The following is a 26,389-nucleotide window of genomic DNA, read 5'->3' as shown; positions in this document are numbered from 1 at the left end:
ATTGCTTAGCTTTTTAAAACATCATTGAAAACATTTCAACCAAAAATAATCGTTTTTTTATTAATTGTTACGTTGCTTAACAGCTGTAATTCGGTTAAACGTGTCGGCGAAAACCAGCATCTTTTAACAGAAAACAATTTAATTATAAATGGAGAAAAAATAGCAAACGACACTATTTCTAACACCATTGTACAAAAACCAAACACTCGAATACCTTTAATAAAAACACCTCTACGTCTATTTATTTATAATATAGCTAGACCTAATATAGATTCTATTTTAATGGAAAAGTATTACAACAATCCAGAAAAAATGGAACGCAAGTCAAAACTTCTTTCTAGAAAACAATTAGATAAACTTATAGAAAGCAAATCTAATTTTAATAAATGGATTAAAAATACAGGTGAAGCTCCAGTAGTAATCAATGAAGAGTTAACTAAAAAATCCACAAAAAATCTCGAAAACTATTATAAATCTAACGGTTGGTTTAATGTAAAAACCGATTATAAAATAAATAGAAAAGACAATAAAAGAGGAACGATTGACTATAAAATAGAAACAGGAAGTCCCTTTATTTTAGATACAGTATATGCAACAATCGCATCCCCATCAGTAAAAAAAATTTATGAAGAACATAAAAATGAAAGCTTTATAAAAGCAGGTAAACAATTTAAAGACAATTATCTTTATAGCGAAGAAGATCGTATTACCAATCTAATGCGCAACAATGGTGTTTATCATTTTTCTCAAGATTACGTACGCTATGTATCTGATACTTTAAGAGGCAACAGCACTATGACTTTAGAAACAGTTATAGATAACCGCTTAATAAGAGAAGAAGACGAATCTAGACGAGAACCCTTTAAAATTTATAGCATAAAAGATGTAAATATCTATACCAATAGCTCTTTTAAAAACAGAAATGCAACTTTAACAGACTCTGTAAATTATGACGGTTACAATATATATAGCGTTGGTAAATTAAGATACAAACCTAAAGCTATTACAAATGCTGTTTTTATTTCGCCAAACACCATTTTTAAAGACCAAGCAAGACCATTAACATCAAGATTAATAAGTAATCTACGTACGTTTAAATACCCAAATATTGAATATGTAGAAAATCTAGACACTACGCTAACCGCCAATATTTATCTAACACCATTAAAAAAGTTTGAATTAGACATTAGCGCAGAAACATTTCAAAGTAACATACAAACTGTAGGATTTTCTTTTAATCCAAGTTTATTAATTAGAAATGTGTTTAGAGGTGCAGAAACGTTAGAGCTTTCTGGATTTGCTTCTATTGGTGCTTCAAAAGATGCAAATAATGGTAATGATCAATTTTTTGATATTAATGAGCTTGGAGCTAATTTAAAGCTTAGTTTCCCAAGGATTTTCTTTCCTATTAATACCGAAAAGATCATTCCTAAATCCATGTTTCCTAGTACAAAAATTTCTCTTTCGGCATCTAGCCAAACCAATATTGGTTTAGATAGACAAACCTTTACAGGCATCTTTAACTACCAATGGTATCCTAGCAGAAAGGTGACAAACAGATTAGATTTTTTCAACATTCAATTTGTAAAAAACCTTAACACAGCCAATTATTTTAATGTGTATCAAAACTCTTACGATGCTTTAAATGAAATTGCTCAAACCAGTGGTTTTATTACGCCAAGCCAAACTTTAGGCATACCTGCACAAGCCGATAATTTTTTAAATGAAATTAGAAACGGAACTTACAACGGTGTTTTAACTGAAGACGATATAAGAGCCGCTAATGCAATTGCCGAAAGAAAAGTAAGACTAACCGAGGACAACTTAATTTTCTCTACAAATTTTAACTACGTCAAAGACCGTAGAGACAATTTATTAGACGAAGATTTTTCAATACTAAGACTTAAATTAGAATTAGCAGGTAACTTCTTATCAACCGTATCTTCTTTAATTGGTATAGAAAAAAACGATAGTGACAGATACGAGCTTTTTAACGTTGCTTTTTCTCAATATGTAAAAACCGAATTTGATTACATTAAACACTGGCGCTTAGGTTATAAAAACGTATTTGCAATTAGAAGTTTTGTGGGTATTGCAATTCCTTATGGTAACTCAACTAACATACCCTTCTCAAAAAGTTTCTTTGCAGGTGGCGCTAATGACAACAGAGCTTGGACAGCATATAACTTAGGACCAGGAAGTTTAAATACTACAAACGAGTTTAATGAAGCTAACTTTAAAATTGCTCTTAGCGCAGAACAACGTTTTAACCTATTTGGTGATTTAAACGGCGCTTTATTTGTAGATGCAGGAAACATTTGGAACGTTTTTGATGATATTGAAGACGACCGTGCAACGTTTTCTGGATTTGACTCTTTAAAAGACATAGCTGTTGGTTCTGGTTTTGGATTAAGGTACGATTTTGGCTTTTTTGTACTACGTGGCGACATCGGATTTAAAACCTATAATCCTGCTTATTCAGAAGGTAATAGATGGTTTAAAGATTATAACTTCTCTAACGCGGTATATAATATTGGTATAAATTATCCTTTCTAAACAGGCTTAATTTTGCGATAACGTTTGCGTGGTTTTGTACCTAAAAACTTAAAAATAACATCTAATTTCCTTACTTTTACAAACATTACTAATTCAACAAATTAAATTAAAATGGCTCATAACATTAAACCTGGAGTTGCAACCGGAAAAGAAGTTCAAGAAATTTTTAAACTAGCTAAAGAAAAAGGCTTTGCATTACCTGCTGTTAACGTAATTGGATCTAATACAATTAACGGTGTTTTAGAAACTGCAGCAGAATTAAACGCTCCTGTTATTATACAATTCTCAAATGGTGGTGCTCAATTTAACGCTGGTAAAGGTTTAAGTAACGAAGATCAAAAAGCTGCTATAGCTGGTAGTATTGCAGGTGCAAAACATGTACACCAAATGGCAGACGCTTACGGTGTTCCTGTAATTTTACATACAGATCACTGCGCAAAAAAATTATTACCTTGGATTGACGGATTGTTAGACGCTAGTGAGCAACACTATAAAGAAACAGGTAAACCGCTTTACAGCTCTCATATGATTGATTTAAGTGAAGAGCCTTTAGAAGAAAACATTGAAATCTGTAAAACTTATCTTGAGCGAATGAGCAAGATGGGAATGACTTTAGAAATAGAACTAGGTATTACAGGCGGTGAAGAAGATGGTGTAGACAATAGTGATGTAGACGAGTCTAAACTATACACACAACCAGAAGAAGTAGCTTACGCTTATGAAGAGTTAAGCAAAGTAAGTGATCAATTTACTATTGCTGCTGCATTTGGAAATGTACATGGAGTTTATAAACCAGGAAATGTAAAGTTAACTCCAAAAATTCTTAAAAATTCTCAAGAATATATTTCAGAAAAATATAATGTACCACACAACCATATTGACTTCGTATTTCATGGTGGATCAGGTTCTACTTTAGAAGAAATTAGAGAAGCTATAGGTTACGGTGTTATAAAAATGAATATAGACACAGATATGCAATATGCATTTATGTCTGGTGTTAGGGATTATATGGGAGAAAAAGCAGATTATTTAAAATCTCAGATTGGTAGTCCTGATGGACCAGATTCTCCTAACAAAAAACACTATGACCCACGTGTTTGGCTACGTAAAGGGGAACAAACATTTGTAAGTCGTCTTAAACAAGCATTTGAAGATTTAAATAACGTAAATACACTTTAAACGTTAAATTTTAAAACAAATAAATCCTGCTTATATACTATAACCATTTAGTTAAGCAGGATTTTTTATATGTTTACAAGTCTAAAATTAACAGTTAAACATTTCAATTTTTTGAGATTAAATAATAAATACTGTAATTTTGTACGCTTGATTATTTAAAAACTAACTAATAGCAAAACCGGTTTTTCAAGCATAATTTTAAAACCGTAAATAAAAATCGTAAATCAATATGGCTTGGTTTAAAAGAAAAGAAAAAGGTATACAAACCTCTACAGAACAAAAAAAAGACACTCCTAAAGGCTTATGGTATAAGTCTCCAACTGGTAAAATAGTAGACTCTAAAGAATTAGAGAAAAATTTCTATGTAAGTCCAGAGGATGGATACCACGTAAGAATAGGAAGTAAAGAATATTTTGAAATTTTATTTGATGATAACAAGTTTAAAGAGCTAGATGCTAACCTAACATCTAAAGACCCTTTAAAATTTGAAGACACAAAAAAGTATCCAGATCGTTTAAAAGCTGCTGAAAAGAAAACAAATTTAAAAGACGCTGTACGTTGCGCTGTCGGTAAATCTAAAGGAAAAGATTTAGTAATTGCTTGTATGGATTTTGCTTTTATAGGTGGATCTATGGGTAGTGTTGTTGGAGAAAAAATTGCTCGTGCTGCAGATTATGCATTAAAGAAAAAACTTCCATTTATGATTATATCCAAATCTGGTGGTGCACGTATGATGGAAGCTGCTTTATCATTAATGCAGTTAGCTAAAACATCTGCTAAATTAGGACAACTTGCAGATGCAGGTTTACCTTACATCTCTTTATGTACAGATCCAACAACTGGAGGTACTACTGCTTCTTTTGCGATGTTAGGAGATATAAACATTGCAGAACCAGGTGCTTTAATAGGATTTGCTGGACCACGTGTTGTACGTGATACTACAGGACAAGAGTTACCAGAAGGCTTCCAAACCTCAGAGTTTTTATTAGAGCATGGTTTCTTAGATTTTATTACACATCGTAAAGATTTAAAAAACAAAATTAATAAGTACATAGACTTAATAACTAATCAGCCGTTAAGAGCTTAAAATAAAAAAAGACCTTTTTACAAAGGTCTTTTTTTTTATAAATCATATATTTAATTTCATCCTTTTCTAAAGAAAATTTTAAAAGTAGTTCCTTTATCTACTTGGCTTTCAACTTCAATTTTTCCTCCCATAGACTCTACGTGATTCTTTGTTATAAATAAACCAACACCAGTTGCATCCTTGTTATAATGAAACGTTTTATATAACTTAAATAAGCTATCTCCAAACTTATCCAAGTCTATACCTAAGCCATTATCTTTAATTTTCAAAATATTAAATTGTCCTTTTATTTCATTTTCAATAGTCACTTCTAATGGTCTTTCATTAGATCTATACTTAATAGCATTTGTCAAAAAATTAAGAATAATACTATCTAAATAGGCTGGTATAGCTTTTATTTCACAATTAGCTTCAACTTTGTTTACTATTTTACAATCAATATTTTTTGCTAAAGCACTTACATTGTAAATAGTTTTACTAACGTATTCGCATAAATTAAGATTATCTAACTTATTTTCTTTAATTGTTTTTATTTTAGAAATTTCAGTCAAATGCAGTACCGTATCATTTAAATTAGTAACAGAATCTTTAAGCATTTTAAAATCTTCTCTTGGCTTTATTTCAGGAATATCCTCTTCAATAAAATCTACAAGCGTAGATAAATTAAATACATGAGTTTTTAAATTGTGGGTAATAATCTCTGTAAAATCAGATAAACGCTCATTTTGAATCTTTACGATATCTAGCATTGATTTTAATTTATTCTCATTTTTTATCATTTGACTTATATCTGATATTTGAGAAATAAAATATTGAGGTTTATCTAAATTGTCTTTAACTAAAGACACACTTAGCCTAGCCCAAATTACACGACCATCTTTATGAAAATATCTTTTTTTCATAGAATAGCTAGGTATAGTCCCTGATAGCAAAGATTTCATCTTAGATAAATCTATATCAAAATCATCTTTATGGGTAATCTCTTTAAAAGTCATACTATAAAGCTCTTCTTTAGTATAACCTAAAGTATTTAGCACACTAGCATTAACTTTTACCCATTCTCCCTTTAAACTAACAATAGCAATCCCTTCTTTAGCTTGGTTAAAGATATTTTCAAAAAGATCGTTTTTGATCTTTTCGATTTCGAAGTTCATAATACATTGATTTATAGCGCTATAAAATTACATCATTAAGAGTTAAGTATCAAAAAAACTCGATATAAACTCAAAAAAAATTAAAAAAATATCTAATTAGATGTTTTATACATTTAAATATATAGTTTTAATAAAAATACTTATATTTGCCGCTCGAAAGATAACCTTTCGTGTACATAACAATCATTTACAATAATATTAGCATGTATTTATCAAAAGAAAAAAAAGAAGAAATCTTCGCAAAACACGGTAAAGGAGCAAACGACACTGGTTCTGCAGAAGGACAAATTGCATTATTCACTTACAGAATTAACCACTTAACAGAACACTTAAAAAAGAATCGTAAAGATTTTAACTCAGAGCGTTCTCTTGTAAAAATGGTAGGTAAGCGTCGTGCGCTTTTAGACTATTTAACTAAAAAAGATATCATGAGATATCGTGCAATAGTGAAAGAATTAGGATTAAGAAAATAATTAAAAAGAGGCTTCGCGCCTCTTTTTTTCATTATATAACTCGCTTTCGAACGAGTATAACTATCGGAATTGAAGAAGCTAATTATAGTTTTTCATTGGTCACACAACAACTACACAACAACACAACGACCATTGTTTAATTAGAATTAAAAAATTTATGATTCCAAAAACTTACAAAGAGGTCATTGACCTTGGGGACGGTAGAGAAATATCTATCGAAACCGGAAAACTTGCAAAACAGGCTCATGGTTCTGTTGTTGTGCAATCAGGAAAATGTATGTTATTATGTACAGTTGTTTCCAACTATAAAGCTGCAGACGTAGACTTCTTACCGTTAACAGTAGATTATAGAGAAAAATTTGCTGCTGCTGGTCGTTACCCTGGTGGTTTCTTTAAGAGAGAAGCAAGACCAAGCGACGGAGAAGTATTAACTATGCGTCTTGTAGACCGTGTTTTACGTCCATTATTCCCAAAAGATTACCACAGCGAAACTCAGGTAATGATTCAATTAATGTCTCATGACCCAGAAGTTATGCCAGACGCTATGGCTGGTTTAGCTGCATCTGCTGCTATACAATTATCAGATATTCCTTTTGAAACTCCAATCTCAGAAGTAAGAGTTGGACGTATTAATGGAGAATTCATCATCAACCCAACATTAGCACAATTAGCAGAATCTGATATCGACATGATGATTGGTGCATCTGCTGATTCTGTAATGATGGTAGAAGGTGAAATGGATGAGATTTCTGAAGAAGAAATGACAGAAGCTATCAAAGCTGCTCACGAAGCTATTAAAATACAGTGTGAAGCTCAAACAAAATTAGCTGAAGCTTTTGGTAAAAAAGAAACCAGAGAATACGAACCAGAAAGAGCAGACGAAGATTTAGCTAAAAAGATCCACGATATGGCATACGATAAAGTATACGCTGTAGCAAAAGCAGGATCTTCTAAGCACGAACGTGGTGCTGCATTTGCCGAAATTAAAGAAGAAATAATCGCTTCATTCTCTGAAGAAGAAGTTGAAGATTTCGGTGATTTAATCTCTAAATACTACAGCAAAGCAGAAAAAGCTGCTGTACGTGACTTAACTTTAAACGAAGGATTACGTTTAGATGGTCGTAAAACAACAGAGATTAGACCAATTTGGTGTGAGGTAGATTACTTACCATCAACACATGGTTCTTCTATCTTTACTCGTGGAGAAACGCAAGCATTAGCAACCGTTACTTTAGGAACAAGTAGAGAAGCTAATCAAATAGACATGCCATCTTTTGAAGGTGAAGAGCGTTTCTATTTACACTATAACTTCCCTCCATTTTCAACAGGTGAAGCAAGACCAATTAGAGGTACTTCTAGACGTGAAGTTGGACATGGTAACTTAGCGCAACGTGCTTTAAAAGGTATGGTACCAGAAGATTGTCCATATACAGTACGTGTAGTATCAGAAGTATTAGAATCTAACGGCTCTTCTTCTATGGCAACAGTTTGTGCGGGTACTATGGCACTTATGGATGCTGGTGTAAAATTAAAGAAACCTGTTTCTGGTATTGCAATGGGATTAATTTCTGACGCAGATTCTGGAAAATACGCTGTATTATCTGATATTTTAGGTGATGAAGATCACTTAGGAGACATGGACTTTAAAGTAACTGGTACCGCAGATGGTATTACTGCTTGCCAAATGGATATAAAGGTTAAAGGATTATCATATGAGATTTTAGTAAATGCACTAAAACAAGCTCGCGATGGTCGTTTACACATCTTAGGCAAATTAACAGATACTATTTCTGAACCTAATGCAGATGTTAAAGGTCACGCACCAAAAATGGTAACAAGACGTATTCCTAATGAATTTATTGGAGCACTTATTGGTCCTGGCGGAAAGAACATTCAAGAACTACAAAAAGAAACAGAAACTACTATTGTTATAAATGAAGATCCTGTTACTGAAGAAGGTATTGTTGAAATCTTAGGAGTTGGTTCTGAAGGAATCGATGCTGTATTAGCTCGTATTGATGCGATGTTATTTAAACCAGAAGTTGGCAGCATTTACGAAGTAAAAGTAATTAAAATGTTAGATTTTGGAGCTGTTGTAGAGTATACAGAAGCACCAGGAAACGAAGTTTTATTACACGTAAGTGAATTAGCTTGGGAACGTACAGAAAATGTATCTGATGTTGTAAACATGGGAGACGTTTTTGATGTAAAATACTTTGGTGTTGATCCAAGAACAAGAAAAGAAAAAGTATCTCGTAAAGCTATTTTACCAAAACCAGAAGGTTGGCAAGACAGACCTAAACGTGATAATAATAAAGGTGGAAATCGTGAACGCAACAACAAACGTGACGACAGAAAACCTAGAAATGACAAAAAAGACTAATTCTTTTTTAAAAACTAAAAAATTAAACCTCGTAATTCTTTACGAGGTTTTTTTATAAAGTTTTCTTAAAAATTAATTTAACAAAGTCTGCACTTTAGATTAAGGCGTAAATATGATAAACAATCATTTATTTATGCGCAACTCAACACTTAACCAAAACAAATTTTTCAAATCAATTAAAAAACTTTTATCTACTTCAAAAACCAAAACTGAAAACACTCAAAATAGAGCGATATTATTAAGTTCGTTTATATTTATTGCTTTTGGATTGTACTTACTTTCTATTTTTTATGCAGACTTAGAGACATTCAATAATAATAGAAAAGAATCTTTATTGGGTCTATGCTTTCTCATAATAGCTACTTCATTATTTATATACAAAGCGTTTTTTTTCATATATACCACTTATAACTATTTTAAATATAAACCTATAGCATCTGTTAAAGATCAAAGTTTACCAACATGCACAGTAATCATTCCTGCATATAACGAAGGTAAACAAGTATATGATACATTAATAAGCATTTCAAAAAGTGATTATCCAAAAAACAAACTACAATTAATAGCTATAGACGATGGTAGCTTAGACAATACTTGGTCATGGATTAAGAAAGCTAAAGAAGAGCTTAAAGATGAATTAGAAATTTTCAAGCAACCAAAAAACCAAGGAAAAAGGCATGCGCTATATCGTGGTTTTAATTTAGGCAAAGGAGAAGTTTTTGTGACAATTGATAGCGACTCTATTGTAACTAAAGATACATTGCGCAACCTTGTTAGTCCATTTTCTAAAGATGAAAATTGTGCTGCTGTAGCAGGAAATATAAGAGTACTTAACAATAAAAAACGAATTATACCTAAAATGCTAGATGTTAGTTTTGTAATGAGTTTTGAGTTTGTAAGATCTGCAGAAAGTAACTTAAACACCGTATTATGTACACCTGGTGCGCTAGCAGCATACAAAAGAGATGCTGTATTAGCGTGTTTAGATAATTGGATTAATCAAAAATTTATGGGAAAACCATCTGATATTGGTGAAGATAGAGCTTTAACAAATATGATATTAAAACAAGGAAAAAATGTTCTATTTCAACGTAATGCTATTGCTTACACTAATGTTCCAGAAGAATATCCTGGACTATATAAAATGTTTATAAGATGGTCTAGAAGTAATGTAAGAGAAAATCTAGAAATGTCTAAATACGTATTTACTAATTTCAGAAAAAACAATAAACTAGGAGCAAGACTATTATTTATTAGTCAATTTTCTAATTTACTTCTAAGTTATCCATTTGTCTTATTCATGCTATTTTTTGTAATGGTTCATCCTTTATTATTTTTAGGTACTACTCTATTTAGTATTTTAATAATTTCATCATTCTCATTACTGTTCTTTTTTACTAGATATAAATCACTACAAGGGTTTTGGGCATTTACATATAGCATTGTGTACACATTTGCATTGTTCTGGATAACTCCTTATGCAATAGCAACAGCTAGAAAACCTGGTTGGTTAACACGCTAGTTAATATTAAAGCAATTAATTGGCACAGACTATAATTTAAACTGACAAAACCTCATTTTTGCGACACTATGTCAGTTTTTAATTTTATTAATTTTTCAAAATACACTAAGGATTTTACTCAATAATTGAGAAACCTTCAAACTTTACTAAGATAAGTTTCATATATAACAATTTTTTAAATTAATTCTTTTTTTCGGGTGTTCCGTACAGTCCTTGTGCAATAATAAGTGTATAATATTTAAAACCAACACTTTAAAAAACATGAAAGTATTAGTTATTGGAGCAGGAAATATGGGATTAACATACTCTGAAGGTATGGCTAGCTCACCACTTTTAGGTAAGCATAATCTTAAAATATTTGATACTGATCCAAAAAAAATCGAAACTTTAAGTAAAGAACCTCATTTTGATGTTTATGATAATTTAGACGATTGTTTACCAAAAGCAGATATCGTTTTTGTAGCTGTAAAGCCATATCATAGCGAGGATTTATTTAAAGAAATGAAGCCAAAAATTAACAATCAGCAAATTATTGTGTCATTAATGGCTGGTGTAACAATAGATACAATTAAAGAACAATTAGGCGCTATTAAAGTTGTAAGAGCAATGCCTAACCTTCCAGCAAAAGTTGGTAAAGGTGTAACGTCTTACACAGAATCTGACGCTGTTAGCAAAGTAGAGTTAATCATGGTTAGAAATCTACTAGACACTACAGGTACTTCTATTCATGTTAATACAGAAAAATTTATCGATGCCTCTACAGGAATTTCTGGTAGTGGACCAGCATATGTATTCTATTTTATGCAATCTATGTTAGAAGCTGCATTAAAAATGGGCTTCTCAGATTACGATTCTAAAATTTTAGTAAGCAATACTTTTGAAGGTGCAATAGAACTTTTTAATCAGTCAGATTTATCTCCAAAATCTTGGATAAATAGAGTTGCTTCTAAAGGAGGTACAACTCAAGCTGCAATAGATAGTATGGAAGATAACAATGTAAAACAGTTAATACAAGATGCTGCATATGCTGCATTTGATAGAGCTGTAGAATTAGGTAAAGACAAATAAAATGGACGACGATATTAAAAAAATTGTAGTAAAAGTAGGAACCAACGTTCTTACAAATAAAGATAACCGAATTTTAGGACCGGTTTTAAGAGAATTAGTACGACAAATTTCTGTTTTAAATGAAAGAGATATAGACGTTGTATTAGTGTCATCTGGTTCTGCAATTGCAGGAAAAGAAGTCTTAGGCGAAATCAAAGCAACTGATAAAGCTATAAGACGTCAAATATATTCTTCTGTAGGACAACCTCGTTTAATGCGTCATTACTATAGTATTTTTCATGATTATGGGATGCGATGCGCCCAAGTTTTAGCAACCAAAAGAGATTTTGATGCTGGTAAACACCGTGAGAACATGATAAACTGTTATCAAGGTTTATTGGCAGAAGGTGTAACTCCTATTGCTAATGAGGATGACGCCGTTTCTTTAAGTATGTCTATGTTCTCTGATAATGATGAGTTAGCAAGTTTAGTTGCAGAATTAATAGATGCAGACAGGTTAATAATTTTATCTGATACAGACGGATTATATACCGGTCATCCAGATGATGAAGATTCAGAAAAAATTACTGAGGTCACCGTTGATCAAAATGTAGAAAAATATGTAAAAGCTTCTGGTAAAAAAGAAGGCGAAGGACGTGGTGGTATGGCTTCAAAATTAAAAATAGCCAAGGGAACCGCTAAAAAAGACATTCCGACTTACATCGCCAATGGTAAAAGAGAAAATGTAATTGTAGACATTGTAGACGATAAAGAAATAGGAACAAAATTTATTCACTAAAAAAAATTGAAAATGAAATTATTAGATAAAAACATAAAAAATAAAGTTCTAGATTCAATGATAACTATTATTGATAAAGAACGAAATCAAATTATAGCAGAAAATAAAAAAGATTTAGACACTTTTGATAAAGAAGACCAAGCATTATACGACCGTTTAGTTGTTGATAATGCAAAGGTTGACGGTATGATAAAAGCAATACAAGAAGTTAGAGATCAAGAAGATCCTGTTGGACAGACTATTTCTGATTTAACTTTAGATAGCGGACTTAAAGTCACCAACAAAACAGCGCCATTTGGCACTATTCTTATCATTTATGAGTCTAGACCAGATGTAACTATAGAAGCTGCTGTTTTAGCCTTTAAAGCCAATAATAAAATCTTATTAAAAGGTGGTAAAGAAGCTGTGAACAGTAATATTATTTTAGAAAAATGCTGGCATCAAGCTTTAGAAGAGAATGGATTATCAAAAGATTGGATTAAATTATTACATTTAAAAAGAGAAGAAACTCAAGATTTCTTAAAAAACCCACCAGAAAAAATAGATTTAATCGTACCGCGTGGTGGAGAACGCTTAATTAAATTTGTTAAAGACAATGCTACTTGCGCCGTATTAATTAGCGGAAGAGGTAACAACTTTTTATACGTTGCAGAAGATGCAGATTGGTTAAAAGCCGTAAAAGTAATTGTTAATGCCAAAACCGATAAAATTTCAGGATGTAACGCACTTGATAAAGTATTAATCGATAAGAATATTCCTGAATACGAAAAGAAGATTCAAGAGTTAGAAACCATGTTACACAAGCTTGGTGTCGATATTTTAGTAGATGAAAATGTAAGTGAAATTCTTCCAAATGAAACCCAAGTGAAAGATAACAACGTTTGGTACGAAGAGTTTTTAGCTATGAAAATTATGCTAGCCGAAGTTAATAATGAAGATAACGCTATCGACATGATAAATAAATATTCTGGAGGTCACTCGGCAGCAATAATAACAGAAGATAAAGAATTAGCTAAAAAATTTATGCAGCAAGTAGATAGTGCAGCTGTATACCATAATGCATCTACCCGATTTACAGATGGCGGACAAATGGGTGTTGGTGCAGAGCTTGCTATTAGTACAGATAAGTTACACCATCGTGGTCCATTAGGATTAAAGCAATTAGTTACAAATAAATACTACGTCTTTGGTGACGGACACATAAGAACAAGTTAATTTTTAAAAAAATTAAACTTTTTTGTAACAAAAAGTAATTGTCTTACGTATAACTATTGATAGCAAATTATTCACATTAAATAAATCACTCTATTTTTAGATGAGACAACTTAAAATTACGAAGCAGGTTACTAACAGAGAAACTGCTTCTTTAGACAAGTATCTTCAAGAAATTGGTAAGGTAGACCTTATTACTGCAGATGAAGAGGTAGAGTTAGCACAGCGTATTAAAGCAGGAGACCAAGTAGCATTAGAAAAATTAACTAAAGCTAACTTACGTTTTGTTGTATCGGTTGCTAAACAATATCAAAACCAAGGTTTAACATTACCAGATTTAATTAACGAAGGTAACTTAGGTCTTATCAAAGCTGCTCAACGTTTTGACGAAACTCGTGGTTTTAAATTCATATCTTATGCTGTATGGTGGATTAGACAATCTATTTTACAAGCGTTAGCAGAGCAATCTAGAATTGTACGTTTACCTTTAAACAAAATTGGTTCTATTAACAAAATTAATAAAACCTTTGCATTTTTAGAGCAAGCACACGAGCGTCCACCAAGTGCAGAAGAAATTGCAAAAGAGTTAGACATGACTATTAACGATGTTAAAGAGTCTATGAAAAACTCTGGTCGTCACGTAAGTATGGATGCACCTTTAGTAGAAGGTGAAGATTCTAACTTATATGATGTATTAAACTCTGGCGAATCGCCAAACCCAGATAGAGAATTATTACACGAATCTTTACGTACAGAAATCGAACGCGCTTTAGAAACGTTAACACCTCGTGAAGCAGATGTAATAAGACTTTACTTTGGTTTAGGCAATCAACATCCAATGACATTAGAAGAAATTGGAGAAACTTTTGACCTTACCAGAGAACGTGTAAGACAAATTAAAGAAAAAGCTATACGTAGATTAAAACATACGTCTAGAAGTAAAATATTAAAAACTTACTTAGGATAATAAGTACGTTTTTTACCCTAACAAACAGTTAATCATAACTGTTCGTTTTTTGATTGATGAAAGAACCCGAAGCTGATTACTTCGGGTTCATTTTTTATACCTATTTTTGCCAAAACAACAACACAATAAAATAAAAAAATGTCTTCAAAACTAATTGCGCCATCATTGCTAGCAGCAGATTTTGGCAACTTACAACGTGATATAGAAATGGTTAATTCTAGTGAAGCCGATTGGTTTCATATAGATATAATGGATGGTGTTTTTGTTCCAAACATTTCTTACGGAATGCCGGTATTAAAAACAATTTCTAAACACGCTAAAAAAACTATTGATGTACACTTAATGATTGTAGATCCTGATAGATATATTAAAACATTTGCAGAATTAGGAAGTGATATATTAACGGTACATTATGAAGCTTGTACACATTTACACAGAACAGTTCAAGCTATTAAAGCAGAAGGCATGAAAGCTGGTGTAGCACTAAATCCTCATACCAACATAAATGTTTTAGAAGATATTATTAACGATATTGATTTAGTATTAATCATGAGTGTTAATCCTGGTTTTGGAGGACAAAGCTTTATAGAAAACACATACAATAAAGTAAAACAGTTAAAGCAACTAATAGCAGATAAAAACGCTAACGTTATGATTGAAATTGACGGTGGTGTAACTAATAAAAACGCAAAGCAATTAGTAGATGCTGGTGCAGATGCATTGGTAGCTGGTAGTTATGTCTTTAAAAGTGACAACCAAATAGAAACAATTAAAGATTTAAAAGCTTTAGCTAATTCTTAAATAATAGATAAAGGCTACCAATAGGTAGCCTTTATCATTTTTAACCCTTAAACAAATTTTAGTACTGATTAATTAGATATTTAATCAAATCAGTTGTGGTTACTATGCCAACTAAAATTTCGTTATCTACTACTGGTAAGGCATGAAATTCTTTTTCTGCTAAAATTTCTGCAACCTCTTTTATGGTTGTATCACTAGAAACTGTAATCAATTTCTTAGCCATTACCTGTTCTATTGTAAACATATTATATACTACAGTATCTACGTCTTCTGCATAATCATCTATTGCGTCTGCAAAACTAATACGTAATAAATCGGTATAGCTTAACATACCAACAATCTCTTTTCCTGATACTACTGGAATATGTCTAATATTGTTTTTTTTAAATAAGCTTTCTGCTTTTTCTAAGTCATCATTAGTTTTTAACGAGATGACATTTTTTGTCATTATTTCTGAAATTGGTGTTCTTTTTTTCATCATTTAAGGCTTTAAATTCTACAATAAATTTAAAATTTAAAACCCTTAAAAATTATGATAAAAGTCAGTAAACTAATAATTAGCAAAATTGAAATTAAGCATACGCTTTACAAGTCTATACAACTCAGGAAATTGTCTTTTAAACTCACCTGGAGTTTCAATAAAAGTTTCTATAATGACTGATAAAAACTCAAATTGATTTGTATAAGCATAATCTCTAAAATATTCAGATTCTATTAGACGATTTTTATAATCTTCATTTGTCTCTATAAAATGTGCAATATCAGAAAACCCATTAATAAAAATAGCTGCTTTAAGTCCTTTTTGATTTAAACAATCCAAATGCATTGCATGTACAAATTCATGTATTGCCACATTAAAATTATCATTGTCTATAGAGTAACCGTGTAAAACATCTTTCCAAGACAATACAATTGCTTTATAAGATGGGTTAAACTCACCTTTATGCATGTTTTCATTAAGTTTAGAATAAAAAGCTGTAGGATACAATAAAACCTTATCAAGAAGTTTAATCCTGTAGTTTCTAAACCCAAAATTAAGCAGTGAAGATGTTGCAGCTATAATCACCTTCATTTGTTCTGTAACTTGCAGCTCTTGCTTTCCTATAAAAGTAGTTTCTTTTAAAAATGTAGCTACACGATGCTCAAAATAAACTTGATGTTTTGGTGAGAGTTTTCTATAGAAAGTATATTCGTTTTTTAAAATATAAAGTTGTAATGGTGTTAGCTTTTTAAGTTTAAAATATACATGATTAAACAGTGGTTTTTTATAACGAGAAGCATAAAAAAACTGAAACGCTCTAACTACTTTATAAATCACAAAAATTGCAATTAAAACAACACCAATTGGTATGATATATTCATAAATTAGTTGTCTTTCTAACTCTTCTTGTTGTTTTGTTTGAAGTAATAATTGCAACAACATTAACTAAACAGGTTTCTTTTTTGATGAATTCGTGACTGCGACAGGAGTCGAACCTACAACCGCTGGAGCCGAAATCCAGTGCTCTATCCAATTGAGCTACGCAGCCTTTTTTAGTTATGCTAATTTAGCTTTAACAATATTAGAAATGGTTTTACCATCTGCTCTACCTGCTAGTTCTTTACTTGCTATACCCATAACTTTACCCATATCTTTCATACCATCTGCACCAGTTTTTGCAATAATATCTTCTACAATTTTTGCTACCTCATCTTCACTCATTGCTTCTGGTAAAAACTGCTCGATAACTTTAGCTTCTGCTAACTCTGGCTCAGCCAAATCTTCTCTACCTTGATCGATATAAACAGCTGCGCTATCTTTACGTTGCTTAACTTGTTTTTGTAATAATTTAAGTTCTTGCTCTTCTGTTAACTCTTCTTTTGATCCTGTTTCTGTTTGTGCCAAAAGAATAGCAGATTTTACTGCTCTTAAAGCGGTTAAAGCGGTTTGATCTTTACTTTTCATAGCCTCTTTTAAGGCTGTCATTACTTTTGCTGATAAGCTCATTTTAATTTATTTTTTTAAGAGTACGAAGATACTAAAAAGTGATAATTAATATTAAAAAACAAAACCCGAAAAGCTTGAGGGAACTTTTCGGGCTATAGTTATAATTAATGAATTAATTAAAAATCTTAATCTACATTATCGTGTAAGAATGAATTGTTATTTCTTAATTGAATATCATCATTATCATCTACACCTAATGTTGTTCTAGAAATATTTGTATCTGAAGAATGTTGTCTATCTTCTAACTCTAATCCTTGACGTTTGTAAGCTGGTACTTTCTCAATATCATCAATTTTAGAGTTATTAAATTTATAATTAAAGTTCTTCATTTTTTTTCTACGCTCTTCTGCTCTACTTTTTAGTAGTTCTGAAATTGGCGTATTCATTGGATCTACTTCTACATCTGGTTGAATTTCTTTTGATTCTGCATCAGTCTCAACAGTTTTCTTTTCTAAAACAATTTCTTCTTGCTTTACTTCCGGTTTTGGATTTATAGCAGGTTCTTTTATTTCGTAATCATCTAAAGCGTAACGTTTTTCTCCTGTCTCTGTATTTTCAGTAACAGGAATAACTTCAACAAAATCATTTACTTCTAAATTGGTTACATTGTCTGATAGATCCATAACTATTGGACCTTCGTCTTCTTCGGTAACTGGAGCAGATGTAGGTTCCTTTTCAGAAATAGGCATATCAAAACTAAGCATAGTTTGCTGTTTGTTTTGCTCTTCTTCTATTGGTTTTGGCGTTTCTTTTTTTGCTGTAGAGGTAATCTTAAATTCTTGATTTTCGTCTAGATTAACATCTACTTCGTAATAAGTTACATCTAAGTTTTTTATAAACTCACTTGTAGGTATTAAGTCACGCTCTTCTATAGTTTGTTTTTTTACTTGATCCATTTCAAAAGAAGATAATGACTGTTTGGTTTCCTCTTCCTCTTCTTCTATTTCTAAAGTATGCTTAACTACTGGTGTTTCTTTCTTCTCTTCTAACTCGATATTTGGTAAGATAATAGCAGGATTTGGTTGTTCTCTGCTTAAATCTTGCTCCATACTTTGATCGTCTTCTAATGCATGAATGACTTTTTTAGCTTCAGTATTAGAAATTTCATTTTGCTGTTCTACATCAAATCCTGTTGCAATTACCGTAACTGCGATAGACTCTTCTAAGCTTTCGTCTTCACCAACACCCATAATAATGTTAGCGCCATGACCTGCTTCATTTTGAATGTGGTCGTTAATTTCTCCAATCTCATCAATAGTAATTTCTTGAGCTCCAGAAACGATAAGCAACAATACGTTTTTGGCTCCTGTGATTTTATTATCGTTAAGTAATGGCGAATCTAATGCTTTTGAAATGGCTTCGTGTGCACGGTTTTGACCAGAAGCTGCTGCAGATCCCATAATTGCGGTACCACTATTACTTAATACAGTTTTTGCATCACGCAAGTCAATGTTTTGAGTATAGTGATGTGTTATAACTTCTGCTATACCACGTGCTGCAGTTGCTAAAACCTCGTCTGCTTTAGAAAAACCTGCTTTAAAACCTAAATTACCGTAAACTTCACGTAATTTATTGTTGTTTATAACTACTAACGAGTCTACCTCTGCACGTAATTTTTCTATACCTATTTGAGCTTGCTCATTACGCATTTTTCCTTCAAACTGAAATGGCATTGTTACAATCCCAACTGTTAAAATGTCTAAGTCTTTAGCCATTTTTGCTATGATTGGTGCTGCTCCTGTACCTGTTCCTCCGCCCATTCCGGCTGTGATAAATACCATTTTTGTATTGGTATCTAACATCATTTGGATGTCTTCAAAACTTTCTACAGCTGCTTGCTCTCCAACATTTGGATTTGCTCCTGCACCTAATCCTTCTGTTAAATTAACACCTAACTGAATTTTGTTTGGTACACCGCTACTTTGTAGTGCTTGTGCATCTGTATTACAAATTACAAAGTCTACACCTTTTATTCCTTGCTGAAACATGTGGTTAATGGCATTACTACCACCGCCACCAACACCAATTACTTTAATGACGTTAGATTGATTTTTTGGTAAATCAAATGCTATACTTTCGAATTCGTTGTTGCTCATAAATTCTATTTTTACTGGATCAATTCTTATTTAATAGCGAATCTGTACTTTCGCTGTATATTCATTTTACTTATTCTGCGTTATCTAAAAAGTCTTTTACTTTTTCTGTTAACTTATCTAAAAACGACTTGCGTTGTTTTTTTGGCACTTCTATTTGTTCTTCTTCAGGCTTCTCTTCGTTTTCTTCTTTTACCGCTTGAATTTCTTCTTCAATAATAGCTTCTGCTTTTTTACGGTCTTGACGTTTTAAACCATCCATTACTAAACCTACTGCTGTTGCAAATAGTGGGCTTGTTATTACGTCGTCGCTATCGCCAGCTAAATGCTCATTTGGATAACCAATTCTGGTATCCATACCTGTAATATATTCTACTAACTGCTTTAAATGTTTTAATTGGCTGCCTCCACCTGTTAAAACGATACCTGCAATTAGTTTCTTTTTTTGTTCTTCGTGACCGTAGTTTTTTATTTCGACATATACTTGCTCAATAATTTCTACGACACGTGCATGGATAATTTTTGATAGATTTTTAAGGGTGATTTCTTTTGGCTCACGTCCTCTTAATCCTGGTATTGAAACAATTTCATTATCCTTATTCTCTCCTGGCCAAGCACTACCAAATTTTATTTTTAGCAGTTCGGCTTGCTTTTCTATGATAGAGCAACCTTCTTTTATATCTTCTGTAATTACGTTTCCTCCAAAAGGTATAACTGCTGTGTGACGGATTATACCATCTCTAAATATTGCTAAATCTGTTGTTCCTCCTCCTATATCAATTAAAGCTACTCCTGCTTCTTTTTCTTCTTGACTTAACACTGCATTAGCACTTGCTAACGGTTCTAAAGTGATGCCTTCTAAATTTAAATCTGCACTTTGTACACAACGACCAATGTTTCTTATAGAAGATACTTGACCTACTACTACATGAAAGTTAGCTTCTAATCTACCTCCATACATACCTATTGGTTCTTTGATTTCGGCTTGACCGTCAACTTTATATTCTTGAGGTAATACATGGATTATTTCTTCTCCTGGAAGCATTACCAACTTATGTACTTGGTTTATCAATCGTTCTATATCATCTTCATCTATAACAGTCTCACTATTTGGACGTGTTATATAATCGCTATGTTGTAAACTTCTAATATGCTGTCCCGCTATACCTACAGTTACTCCTTCTATTTTTGTAGCTGCTGCAGCTTCTGCTTCTTGTATTGCTATTTGTATAGATTGTATGGTTTGCGTAATATTATTGACAACACCACGATGCACACCCAAGCTTTTGGATTTACCTATACCCAAAATTTCTACTTTGCCATATTCGTTTTTACGACCAATCATGGCTACTATTTTAGTAGTTCCTATATCTAACCCTACTGCAATGTTTTGCTCCATAACTTATGCTTTTGTACAAACAACTTGGTTGCCAAATTGCAAGTTTACTTTACTGTATTTATCTAAAACTTTATCTTTTGTAGCTTTTATGTAAAAGGCTTTTAGATTACTTATCTTTTTTTCTAATTGTTTTATCTGCCCCAAATGCACTACAAATTTGGTTTGTCTTAATTTTAAGTCTATGCTGTTATTTTTATTTTGATGAATTTCTATCACGTTTTGTTTTAAAAATTCATCCTTTAATACGTAATCTGCAACTGTATAAACCGTATTAAGATTATCTTTATCTACAAAACCTGTTACAAAAGGAACACGTTCTGTATAATTTTTTGAAAGCGGCATAACACCACCATTACTATCTATATAATAACTATTATTACCTAAAACTCTAGCTATAGGTGTTTTTTGTTTAACCTTTGCTGTTAACTTACCTTCTACATTTACGTAAACTTCTGCAAACTCGATAATTGGGTTTTTATTTAGCGTCGACTCTAAACCATTCAAATCTAAAGTTTCTTTAGGCACATTTGTAACACCTTGTTGATTTTGTATTAACAATTTACTAACAGCTTCTTGGGTGATAAACAGGTTTTTATTGCCTATAAATTGAATATTAGGTTGAGATACTAAACGTTTTGAATTTCTTGCTGAAGAAAACGCATACAAAAACACTACTAAAATTAGCAGAACTATCATTTTTATGTAATTCCAATTAATTTTCATTTCCCAAAAGTGCTTCTTTTATTTTTAAAACTTGAGCTCCTATATCTCCTGCGCCAATAGTTAAAATTACATCGGCGTTACTTTGCTTTATTTGTGATATTAGATCTTCTTTATTAACTAATTTTTTATTACTATTCTCTATCAAACTTAACAGCCAACTTGAGGTTACACCTTCTATTGGCAACTCTCTTGCTGGATATATATCTAACAATATAATTTGATCAAACTGTGATAAGCTTTTAGCAAATTGTGTTGCAAAATCTTGTGTTCTAGAAAACAAATGTGGCTGAAATACTGCCAAAACTTTCTTTTCTGGATACATCTCTCTTACCGCTTGGTGTACAGCATTTATCTCTTCAGGGTGATGTGCATAATCATCTATATACACTAATTTATCGGTTTTAATATGATAACTAAATCTACGCTTTACACCTTTGTAAGATGCTAATGCTTTGGCGAGCTGTTTGGCAGGGAGACCATATTCTACAGACATCGCCAGAGCAACTAAAGCGTTTGACAAATTATGTCTACCAGGTAGGTTAAACTCTATATTTTTAATTGTTGTATTTGGTGTTTGCACATCAAATACATACGTCCCGTTTTCTATTTTTATATTTTGAATGGAATAATCTGAATTATCTTCAATACCATAAGTTATTCCCTGAATTGGTAAACCATTTTTTACAAACAGCTTTCCGTTTGGTTTTATTTTTTTAGTAAAATCCTTAAATGTTTCTTGCAATTGTGATGCATCACCATAAATATCTAAATGATCTGCATCCATTGAAGTAACAGCAGCCATATCTGGACTTAAAGTTAAAAACGAACGATCAAATTCATCTGCTTCAACAACTGACACCTTATCTCCGTTTAAAATTAAGTTAGAGTTATAATTTTCACTTATTCCTCCTAAAAACGCTGTTAATTTAACATCACAAGATTTTAACAAGTGACCTAAAATACTTGTTGTTGTTGTTTTACCGTGCGTACCTGCAACTGCTAAACAAAAAGTATTTTCTGTAATAATCCCTAAAATTTCTGAGCGTTTTAAAACTTTAAAACTATTAGATTTAAAATAATTTAACTGCTTATGATCTTTTGGTATTGCAGGTGTATAAACAACTAAAGTTTCGTCTTTATTTAAAAATGAATTTTCTATACACCCTATTTCGTCTTCAAAATGAACAGAAATATTAAGAACTTCTAAACTATTAGTAATTTCAGTTTGTGTCTTATCATAACCTGCAACATTTTTATTTTGTGATTTAAAAAAACGAGCTATTGCAGACATACCGATACCACCGATGCCAACAAAATAGATGTTATGTATATTTTTTAAATTCATTATTTATTTAGAAGTTTTTCTACTTCGTCTACTATATCTTTTGTTGCGTTTGTTAACGCTAATTTTTTAATGTTTTTGCTAAACTGTTCTTGCTTTTCTGGGTTAGCTACTAACTGTCCAAACTTGTTTTTAAAGTCTACTTTTAAATCTTCTTGAGCAATCATCATCGCTGCATTTTTACTAACTATTGCATCTGCATTTTTAGTTTGATGGTCTTCTGCCACGTATGGTGAAGGCACAAAAACAACAGGTTTACCAACGATACATAACTCACTTACAGAACCTGCTCCTGCACGTGATATAATAAAATCTGCAGCTGCATAAGCATAGTCCATATTATTTATAAACTGATGTACTTGCACATGCTTTGTATGACCGTACAGTTTGTATGTTTGGTAATACAGCTTACCGCATTGCCAAATGATTTGTAGGTTTAAAGTTTGCAGATAATCTAGCTCGCGTTCTATAAGTTCGTTTATTGCTTTAGCTCCTAAACTTCCTCCTAAAACCAGAAGCGTCTTTTTACCTTCAACTAAATCAAAATACTTAATAGCTTCTTCTCTTTTGCAAGGAATATCTAATAAATCTTGTCTTACAGGATTACCTGTTTTAATAATTTTATCGGCAGGAAAAAAACGCTCTAAATTATCGTAAGCCACACAAATTTTATCTACCTTTTTAGATAATAATTTATTGGTTATACCAGGAAAAGAGTTTTGCTCTTGTATTAAACAAGGTATTCCTTTTGAAGCAGCAACTTGTAATAATGGTCCACTAGCAAAACCACCTGTCCCTATAACGACATCTGGTTTAAATTGCTTTACAATTTTTTTAGCATTCCATAAACTACTAATCAATTTAAAAGGAAATGAAAGATTTTTAAGTGTTAATTTTCTTTGTATACCTGAAATCCAAAGTCCTTTTATATCGTATCCTGCTTGAGGTACTTTTTCCATTTCCATACGGTCTTTTGCACCTACAAACAAAAACTGAGCATCTGGATAACGCTGTTTAAGCTCATTAGCAATTGCTACTGCTGGATATATGTGCCCACCAGTACCGCCGCCACTTAGAATGATTTTATATGTTTTATCTTTTTTACTCACTGTCCTTAAATCGTTTCTGAAAGAATTTCTAAAGGATTATCACCTTCATCTTGTGATTGTTTTTCTTTTATTTCTTCGCGTTTTGCGCTAACACTTAATATAATTCCTATTGCCATACAAGTCATCCAAATACTTGTTCCTCCGCTACTAATTAATGGTAGTGTTTGTCCCGTTACCGGAAAAAGCTCTACCGCTACTGCCATATTGATCATTGCTTGAAATATAATTGGTAATCCAACACCAAGCACAACTAATTTTCCAAATATGGTATCTGCTTTTTGTGATACAATAACAATTCTAAAAAGTAACCAGAGATACATCACCATTAAAAACAATCCTCCAATCAAACCGTATTCTTCTATAATTATTGCGAAGATGAAATCTGATGAAGATTGCGGTAAAAAATTCTTCTGAATGCTCTTACCAGAACCTAAACCAACAACACCTCCAGAAGCAATTGCTATTTTAGCTTTTTCAATTTGATAATCTTCTTCTGTATCTTCTCCGTTTGCAAAATTTTCAATTCTACTCATCCAGGTATCAACACGGTTTGGCATTGCTTCTGGAAAGGCTTTTGCTATTAAAATAAAAAATGTTAATCCTACCAAACCTGCTGCGCCCATAGCTAACAAATAACGTAATGGATAACCGCCTAAAAACAATAACATCATTGACATTACAAAGATGATTGCTGTTGTAGAAAAGTTTGATGGTAATATCAATGCTAAAACGATAAACAACGGAATCCATAATGGTAAAATAGATTCTTTAAAGGTGATTGTTTTATCTTTTATTTTTGATAAATATCTTGCTATGTAAACCATCAACACAACCGAAGCTAATGTTGATGTCTGAAAAGACATATTTATAAACGGAATACGTATCCATCTACTTGCATTTGCGCCTTCTATGGTCGTACCTTGTAAAATGGTTACTATTAGTAGTACAAACACTAAAGGCATCATTACCATGGATAAACCTCTAAAGTAACGGTACGGCAATTTATGCACACCATACATTATTGCAAAACCTAAAAACAAGTGCATAAAATGCTTAACTAAAAATGCAAATGTATTACCACTACCACCAACATATGCCAAATTACTAGCAGCGCTATACACAGGTAAAAAAGAAAATATAGCCAATAGTGCTACAATAGCCCAAATTAGCTTATCTCCTTTAATATTATTTAGTATTGCTTTTTGCATTTATATTTAATTGTTTTACAAGTTTCTTACTGCTTCTTTAAATTGCCTACCTCTTTCTTCATAGTTTTCAAACAAATCAAAACTTGCACAAGCTGGTGACAGTAACACGTTATCTCCAGATTCAGCAATTTTGTAGGCTATTTTTACAGCTTCACTCATAAACTGAGTTTCAACAATAACATCAACCATATTACCAAAGCTTTGTATTAACTTTTGATTATCGACACCTAAACAAATAATTGCTTTTACTTTTTCATTTACAAACGGAAACAACTCAGTGTAATCATTTCCTTTATCAACACCACCAACAATCCAAACTGTAGGCGCATCCATACTTTCTAAAGCAAAATATGTAGCATTAACATTTGTTGCTTTAGAGTCGTTAATGTATTGCACTTTATTAATTTTAAGCACTTGTTCTAATCGATGCTCTACACCTTGAAAGTTTTCTAAACTTTCACGAATAGTTTGTTTTCTAATTTTTAATAAATGCGAAACGGTTGAAGCCGCCATAGCATTTTTAGTGTTATGCTTACCGTCTAAGGCAATGTTTTTTGCTGGCATAATTATCTTGTTGTTATTTATTGTTATTATTATATTTTCGTTGTCCAAATACGCTCCATTTTCATTTTTTTTTGTTAGTGAAAATGGTAATAATGTAGATTGAATTGGATACTTTTTTAGATATTCTGAAATCACTTCATCGTCGGCATCATAAATCAAATAATCGTCTTTAGTTTGATTTTGAGCTATTCTGAATTTTGATGCGATATAATTTTCAAATTTATAATCGTAACGATCTAAATGATCCGGAACAATATTGGTGATTACTGCAATTTTTGGTTTAAAATTGAAACAACCATCCAACTGAAAACTACTTATCTCTAGCACATAATTTTTATAATTATGCTCTAAAACCTGCTTAGCAAAACTATCGCCAATATTACCAGCTAACCCAACATTAAGTTCTTGTTTTAACACATGATGCGTTAACATAGATGTTGTTGTCTTACCATTACTACCAGTTATTGCAACTATTGTTGCATTTGTAAACTGGCTAGCAAATTCTATTTCAGAAATTACGGAAATACCTTTCTCTAAAAGCGCCTCTACCATTGGCACTTTATCTGGTATTCCTGGACTTTTCATAACTACATCTGCATTTAAAATTTTAGCTTCAGTATGCTGTTGGTCTTCCCATTCAATCTCATTATGTATAAGAACTTCTTTATATTTTTCTTTTATTTTTCCCTTATCGGAAACAAAAACTTCATAGCCTTTTTCTTTTCCTAAAAGCGCTGTTCCTACACCGCTTTCTCCTGCTCCTAATACAACTAATCGTTTCATT

General features: G+C 31.9%; 22 protein-coding genes and 1 tRNA gene. 11 read left to right on the top strand and 12 right to left on the bottom strand.

From position 1 onward, the window contains the following. Positions 1 to 24: 24 nt before the first annotated feature. The 3 genes from tamL to accD all read left to right on the top strand — a co-directional run bounded on the left by tamL (position 25) and on the right by accD (position 4,822). Entirely contained in the window at positions 25 to 2,556 is a 2,532-nt protein-coding gene (gene tamL, locus WA340_RS14220; protein ID WP_336129562.1) for a translocation and assembly module lipoprotein TamL, read from the top strand. 111 nt (positions 2,557 to 2,667) lie between these two features. Beyond that, on the top strand, positions 2,668 to 3,735 hold the full coding sequence (gene fbaA, locus WA340_RS14215) for a class II fructose-bisphosphate aldolase (RefSeq protein WP_336129561.1): 1,068 nt from the start codon (positions 2,668 to 2,670) through the stop codon (positions 3,733 to 3,735). Positions 3,736 to 3,964: 229 nt separating this feature from the next. Beyond that, positions 3,965 to 4,822 (top strand): acetyl-CoA carboxylase, carboxyltransferase subunit beta, encoded by an 858-nt coding sequence (gene accD, locus WA340_RS14210; protein WP_336129560.1) that lies wholly within the window; start codon positions 3,965 to 3,967, stop codon positions 4,820 to 4,822. 56 nt (positions 4,823 to 4,878) lie between these two features. Here the strand turns inward: accD and WA340_RS14205 are convergent, their stop codons facing one another. Beyond that, positions 4,879 to 5,976, bottom strand: coding sequence for a sensor histidine kinase (locus WA340_RS14205; protein WP_336129559.1), 1,098 nt, complete (start codon positions 5,974 to 5,976; stop codon positions 4,879 to 4,881). Between the two features lie 203 nt (positions 5,977 to 6,179). On the opposite strand from WA340_RS14205, the gene rpsO reads away from it, so the two are divergent. From rpsO to rpe, 8 genes are all read left to right on the top strand, one after another. Further along, on the top strand, positions 6,180 to 6,449 hold the full coding sequence (gene rpsO / locus WA340_RS14200) for a 30S ribosomal protein S15 (RefSeq protein ID WP_027881040.1): 270 nt from the start codon (positions 6,180 to 6,182) through the stop codon (positions 6,447 to 6,449). Positions 6,450 to 6,606: 157 nt separating this feature from the next. After that, positions 6,607 to 8,832: a polyribonucleotide nucleotidyltransferase gene (locus tag WA340_RS14195; protein WP_336129558.1), complete on the top strand. Its 2,226-nt coding sequence runs from the start codon at positions 6,607 to 6,609 to the stop codon at positions 8,830 to 8,832. A 112-nt stretch (positions 8,833 to 8,944) separates the two neighbouring features. Beyond that, positions 8,945 to 10,354, top strand: coding sequence for a glycosyltransferase (locus tag WA340_RS14190; RefSeq protein ID WP_336129557.1), 1,410 nt, complete (start codon positions 8,945 to 8,947; stop codon positions 10,352 to 10,354). A 234-nt stretch (positions 10,355 to 10,588) separates the two neighbouring features. Beyond that, a complete protein-coding gene (gene proC, locus WA340_RS14185; protein ID WP_262497782.1) occupies positions 10,589 to 11,422 on the top strand; it encodes a pyrroline-5-carboxylate reductase in 834 nt (277 codons plus the stop codon). Position 11,423: 1 nt separating this feature from the next. Further along, positions 11,424 to 12,200 carry a glutamate 5-kinase gene (gene proB, locus WA340_RS14180; RefSeq protein ID WP_223077450.1) on the top strand — a complete coding sequence of 259 codons (777 nt, stop codon included), beginning with the start codon at positions 11,424 to 11,426 and terminating at the stop codon, positions 12,198 to 12,200. A 12-nt stretch (positions 12,201 to 12,212) separates the two neighbouring features. Beyond that, entirely contained in the window at positions 12,213 to 13,415 is a 1,203-nt protein-coding gene (locus WA340_RS14175) for a glutamate-5-semialdehyde dehydrogenase (protein ID WP_336129556.1), read from the top strand. A 100-nt stretch (positions 13,416 to 13,515) separates the two neighbouring features. Beyond that, entirely contained in the window at positions 13,516 to 14,379 is an 864-nt protein-coding gene (locus WA340_RS14170; protein WP_013869172.1) for a sigma-70 family RNA polymerase sigma factor, read from the top strand. 138 nt (positions 14,380 to 14,517) lie between these two features. Further along, positions 14,518 to 15,180: a ribulose-phosphate 3-epimerase gene (gene rpe, locus WA340_RS14165; RefSeq protein ID WP_336129555.1), complete on the top strand. Its 663-nt coding sequence runs from the start codon at positions 14,518 to 14,520 to the stop codon at positions 15,178 to 15,180. Positions 15,181 to 15,238: 58 nt separating this feature from the next. Here the strand turns inward: rpe and WA340_RS14160 are convergent, their stop codons facing one another. The 11 genes from WA340_RS14160 to murD form a co-directional block, all read right to left on the bottom strand. Further along, entirely contained in the window at positions 15,239 to 15,658 is a 420-nt protein-coding gene (locus tag WA340_RS14160) for a CBS domain-containing protein (RefSeq protein ID WP_223077453.1), read from the bottom strand. 72 nt (positions 15,659 to 15,730) lie between these two features. Then, positions 15,731 to 16,603: a zinc-dependent peptidase gene (locus WA340_RS14155; RefSeq protein WP_336129554.1), complete on the bottom strand. Its 873-nt coding sequence runs from the start codon at positions 16,601 to 16,603 to the stop codon at positions 15,731 to 15,733. A gap of 32 nt (positions 16,604 to 16,635) precedes the next feature. Further along, positions 16,636 to 16,709: transfer RNA gene (locus tag WA340_RS14150), tRNA-Arg, on the bottom strand. Between the two features lie 8 nt (positions 16,710 to 16,717). After that, positions 16,718 to 17,167 carry a GatB/YqeY domain-containing protein gene (locus tag WA340_RS14145; protein ID WP_336129553.1) on the bottom strand — a complete coding sequence of 150 codons (450 nt, stop codon included), beginning with the start codon at positions 17,165 to 17,167 and terminating at the stop codon, positions 16,718 to 16,720. Positions 17,168 to 17,292: 125 nt separating this feature from the next. Beyond that, positions 17,293 to 19,263, bottom strand: a complete 1,971-nt coding sequence (gene ftsZ, locus WA340_RS14140; protein ID WP_336129552.1) for a cell division protein FtsZ — start codon at positions 19,261 to 19,263, stop codon at positions 17,293 to 17,295. A gap of 70 nt (positions 19,264 to 19,333) precedes the next feature. Beyond that, on the bottom strand, positions 19,334 to 20,659 hold the full coding sequence (ftsA, locus tag WA340_RS14135) for a cell division protein FtsA (protein WP_027881029.1): 1,326 nt from the start codon (positions 20,657 to 20,659) through the stop codon (positions 19,334 to 19,336). Positions 20,660 to 20,662: 3 nt separating this feature from the next. Then, positions 20,663 to 21,355 carry a cell division protein FtsQ/DivIB gene (locus WA340_RS14130; RefSeq protein ID WP_336129551.1) on the bottom strand — a complete coding sequence of 231 codons (693 nt, stop codon included), beginning with the start codon at positions 21,353 to 21,355 and terminating at the stop codon, positions 20,663 to 20,665. 16 nt (positions 21,356 to 21,371) lie between these two features. Then, positions 21,372 to 22,727, bottom strand: a complete 1,356-nt coding sequence (gene murC, locus WA340_RS14125; RefSeq protein ID WP_336129550.1) for a UDP-N-acetylmuramate--L-alanine ligase — start codon at positions 22,725 to 22,727, stop codon at positions 21,372 to 21,374. Continuing rightward, positions 22,727 to 23,833: an undecaprenyldiphospho-muramoylpentapeptide beta-N-acetylglucosaminyltransferase gene (gene murG, locus WA340_RS14120; protein ID WP_336129549.1), complete on the bottom strand. Its 1,107-nt coding sequence runs from the start codon at positions 23,831 to 23,833 to the stop codon at positions 22,727 to 22,729. The genes murC and murG overlap by 1 nt, the downstream gene beginning before the upstream one ends. A 5-nt stretch (positions 23,834 to 23,838) precedes the next feature. Next, positions 23,839 to 25,041, bottom strand: coding sequence for an FtsW/RodA/SpoVE family cell cycle protein (locus tag WA340_RS14115; RefSeq protein WP_027881025.1), 1,203 nt, complete (start codon positions 25,039 to 25,041; stop codon positions 23,839 to 23,841). A gap of 15 nt (positions 25,042 to 25,056) precedes the next feature. Next, positions 25,057 to 26,388 (bottom strand): UDP-N-acetylmuramoyl-L-alanine--D-glutamate ligase, encoded by a 1,332-nt coding sequence (gene murD / locus WA340_RS14110; RefSeq protein WP_336129548.1) that lies wholly within the window; start codon positions 26,386 to 26,388, stop codon positions 25,057 to 25,059. Between the last annotated feature and the right edge of the window lies 1 nt (position 26,389).

This window comes from Mesoflavibacter sp. CH_XMU1422-2, from assembly GCF_037029245.1.
In the GTDB taxonomy this organism is placed as follows: Bacteria; Bacteroidota; Bacteroidia; order Flavobacteriales; family Flavobacteriaceae; genus Mesoflavibacter; species Mesoflavibacter zeaxanthinifaciens.
This window is presented reverse-complemented; position numbering and strand designations above follow the sequence as displayed.

Bases quoted from the DNA above. Each gene is read 5' to 3' on its own strand.
- murC (WP_336129550.1), bottom strand. From the start codon at position 22,727: ATGAATTTAAAAAATATACATAACATCTATTTTGTTGGCATCGGTGGT.
- WA340_RS14155 (WP_336129554.1), bottom strand. From the start codon at position 16,603: ATGTTGTTGCAATTATTACTTCAAACAAAACAACAAGAAGAGTTAGAA.
- WA340_RS14170 (WP_013869172.1), top strand. From the start codon at position 13,516: ATGAGACAACTTAAAATTACGAAGCAGGTTACTAACAGAGAAACTGCT.
- accD (WP_336129560.1), top strand. From the start codon at position 3,965: ATGGCTTGGTTTAAAAGAAAAGAAAAAGGTATACAAACCTCTACAGAA.
- ftsA (WP_027881029.1), bottom strand. From the start codon at position 20,659: ATGGAGCAAAACATTGCAGTAGGGTTAGATATAGGAACTACTAAAATA.
- WA340_RS14145 (WP_336129553.1), bottom strand. From the start codon at position 17,167: ATGAGCTTATCAGCAAAAGTAATGACAGCCTTAAAAGAGGCTATGAAA.
- WA340_RS14130 (WP_336129551.1), bottom strand. From the start codon at position 21,355: ATGATAGTTCTGCTAATTTTAGTAGTGTTTTTGTATGCGTTTTCTTCA.
- ftsZ (WP_336129552.1), bottom strand. From the start codon at position 19,263: ATGAGCAACAACGAATTCGAAAGTATAGCATTTGATTTACCAAAAAAT.
- WA340_RS14160 (WP_223077453.1), bottom strand. From the start codon at position 15,658: ATGAAAAAAAGAACACCAATTTCAGAAATAATGACAAAAAATGTCATC.
- WA340_RS14205 (WP_336129559.1), bottom strand. From the start codon at position 5,976: ATGAACTTCGAAATCGAAAAGATCAAAAACGATCTTTTTGAAAATATC.
- fbaA (WP_336129561.1), top strand. From the start codon at position 2,668: ATGGCTCATAACATTAAACCTGGAGTTGCAACCGGAAAAGAAGTTCAA.
- murD (WP_336129548.1), bottom strand. From the start codon at position 26,388: ATGAAACGATTAGTTGTATTAGGAGCAGGAGAAAGCGGTGTAGGAACA.
- rpe (WP_336129555.1), top strand. From the start codon at position 14,518: ATGTCTTCAAAACTAATTGCGCCATCATTGCTAGCAGCAGATTTTGGC.
- WA340_RS14190 (WP_336129557.1), top strand. From the start codon at position 8,945: ATGATAAACAATCATTTATTTATGCGCAACTCAACACTTAACCAAAAC.
- rpsO (WP_027881040.1), top strand. From the start codon at position 6,180: ATGTATTTATCAAAAGAAAAAAAAGAAGAAATCTTCGCAAAACACGGT.
- WA340_RS14175 (WP_336129556.1), top strand. From the start codon at position 12,213: ATGAAATTATTAGATAAAAACATAAAAAATAAAGTTCTAGATTCAATG.
- proB (WP_223077450.1), top strand. From the start codon at position 11,424: ATGGACGACGATATTAAAAAAATTGTAGTAAAAGTAGGAACCAACGTT.
- WA340_RS14195 (WP_336129558.1), top strand. From the start codon at position 6,607: ATGATTCCAAAAACTTACAAAGAGGTCATTGACCTTGGGGACGGTAGA.
- WA340_RS14115 (WP_027881025.1), bottom strand. From the start codon at position 25,041: ATGCAAAAAGCAATACTAAATAATATTAAAGGAGATAAGCTAATTTGG.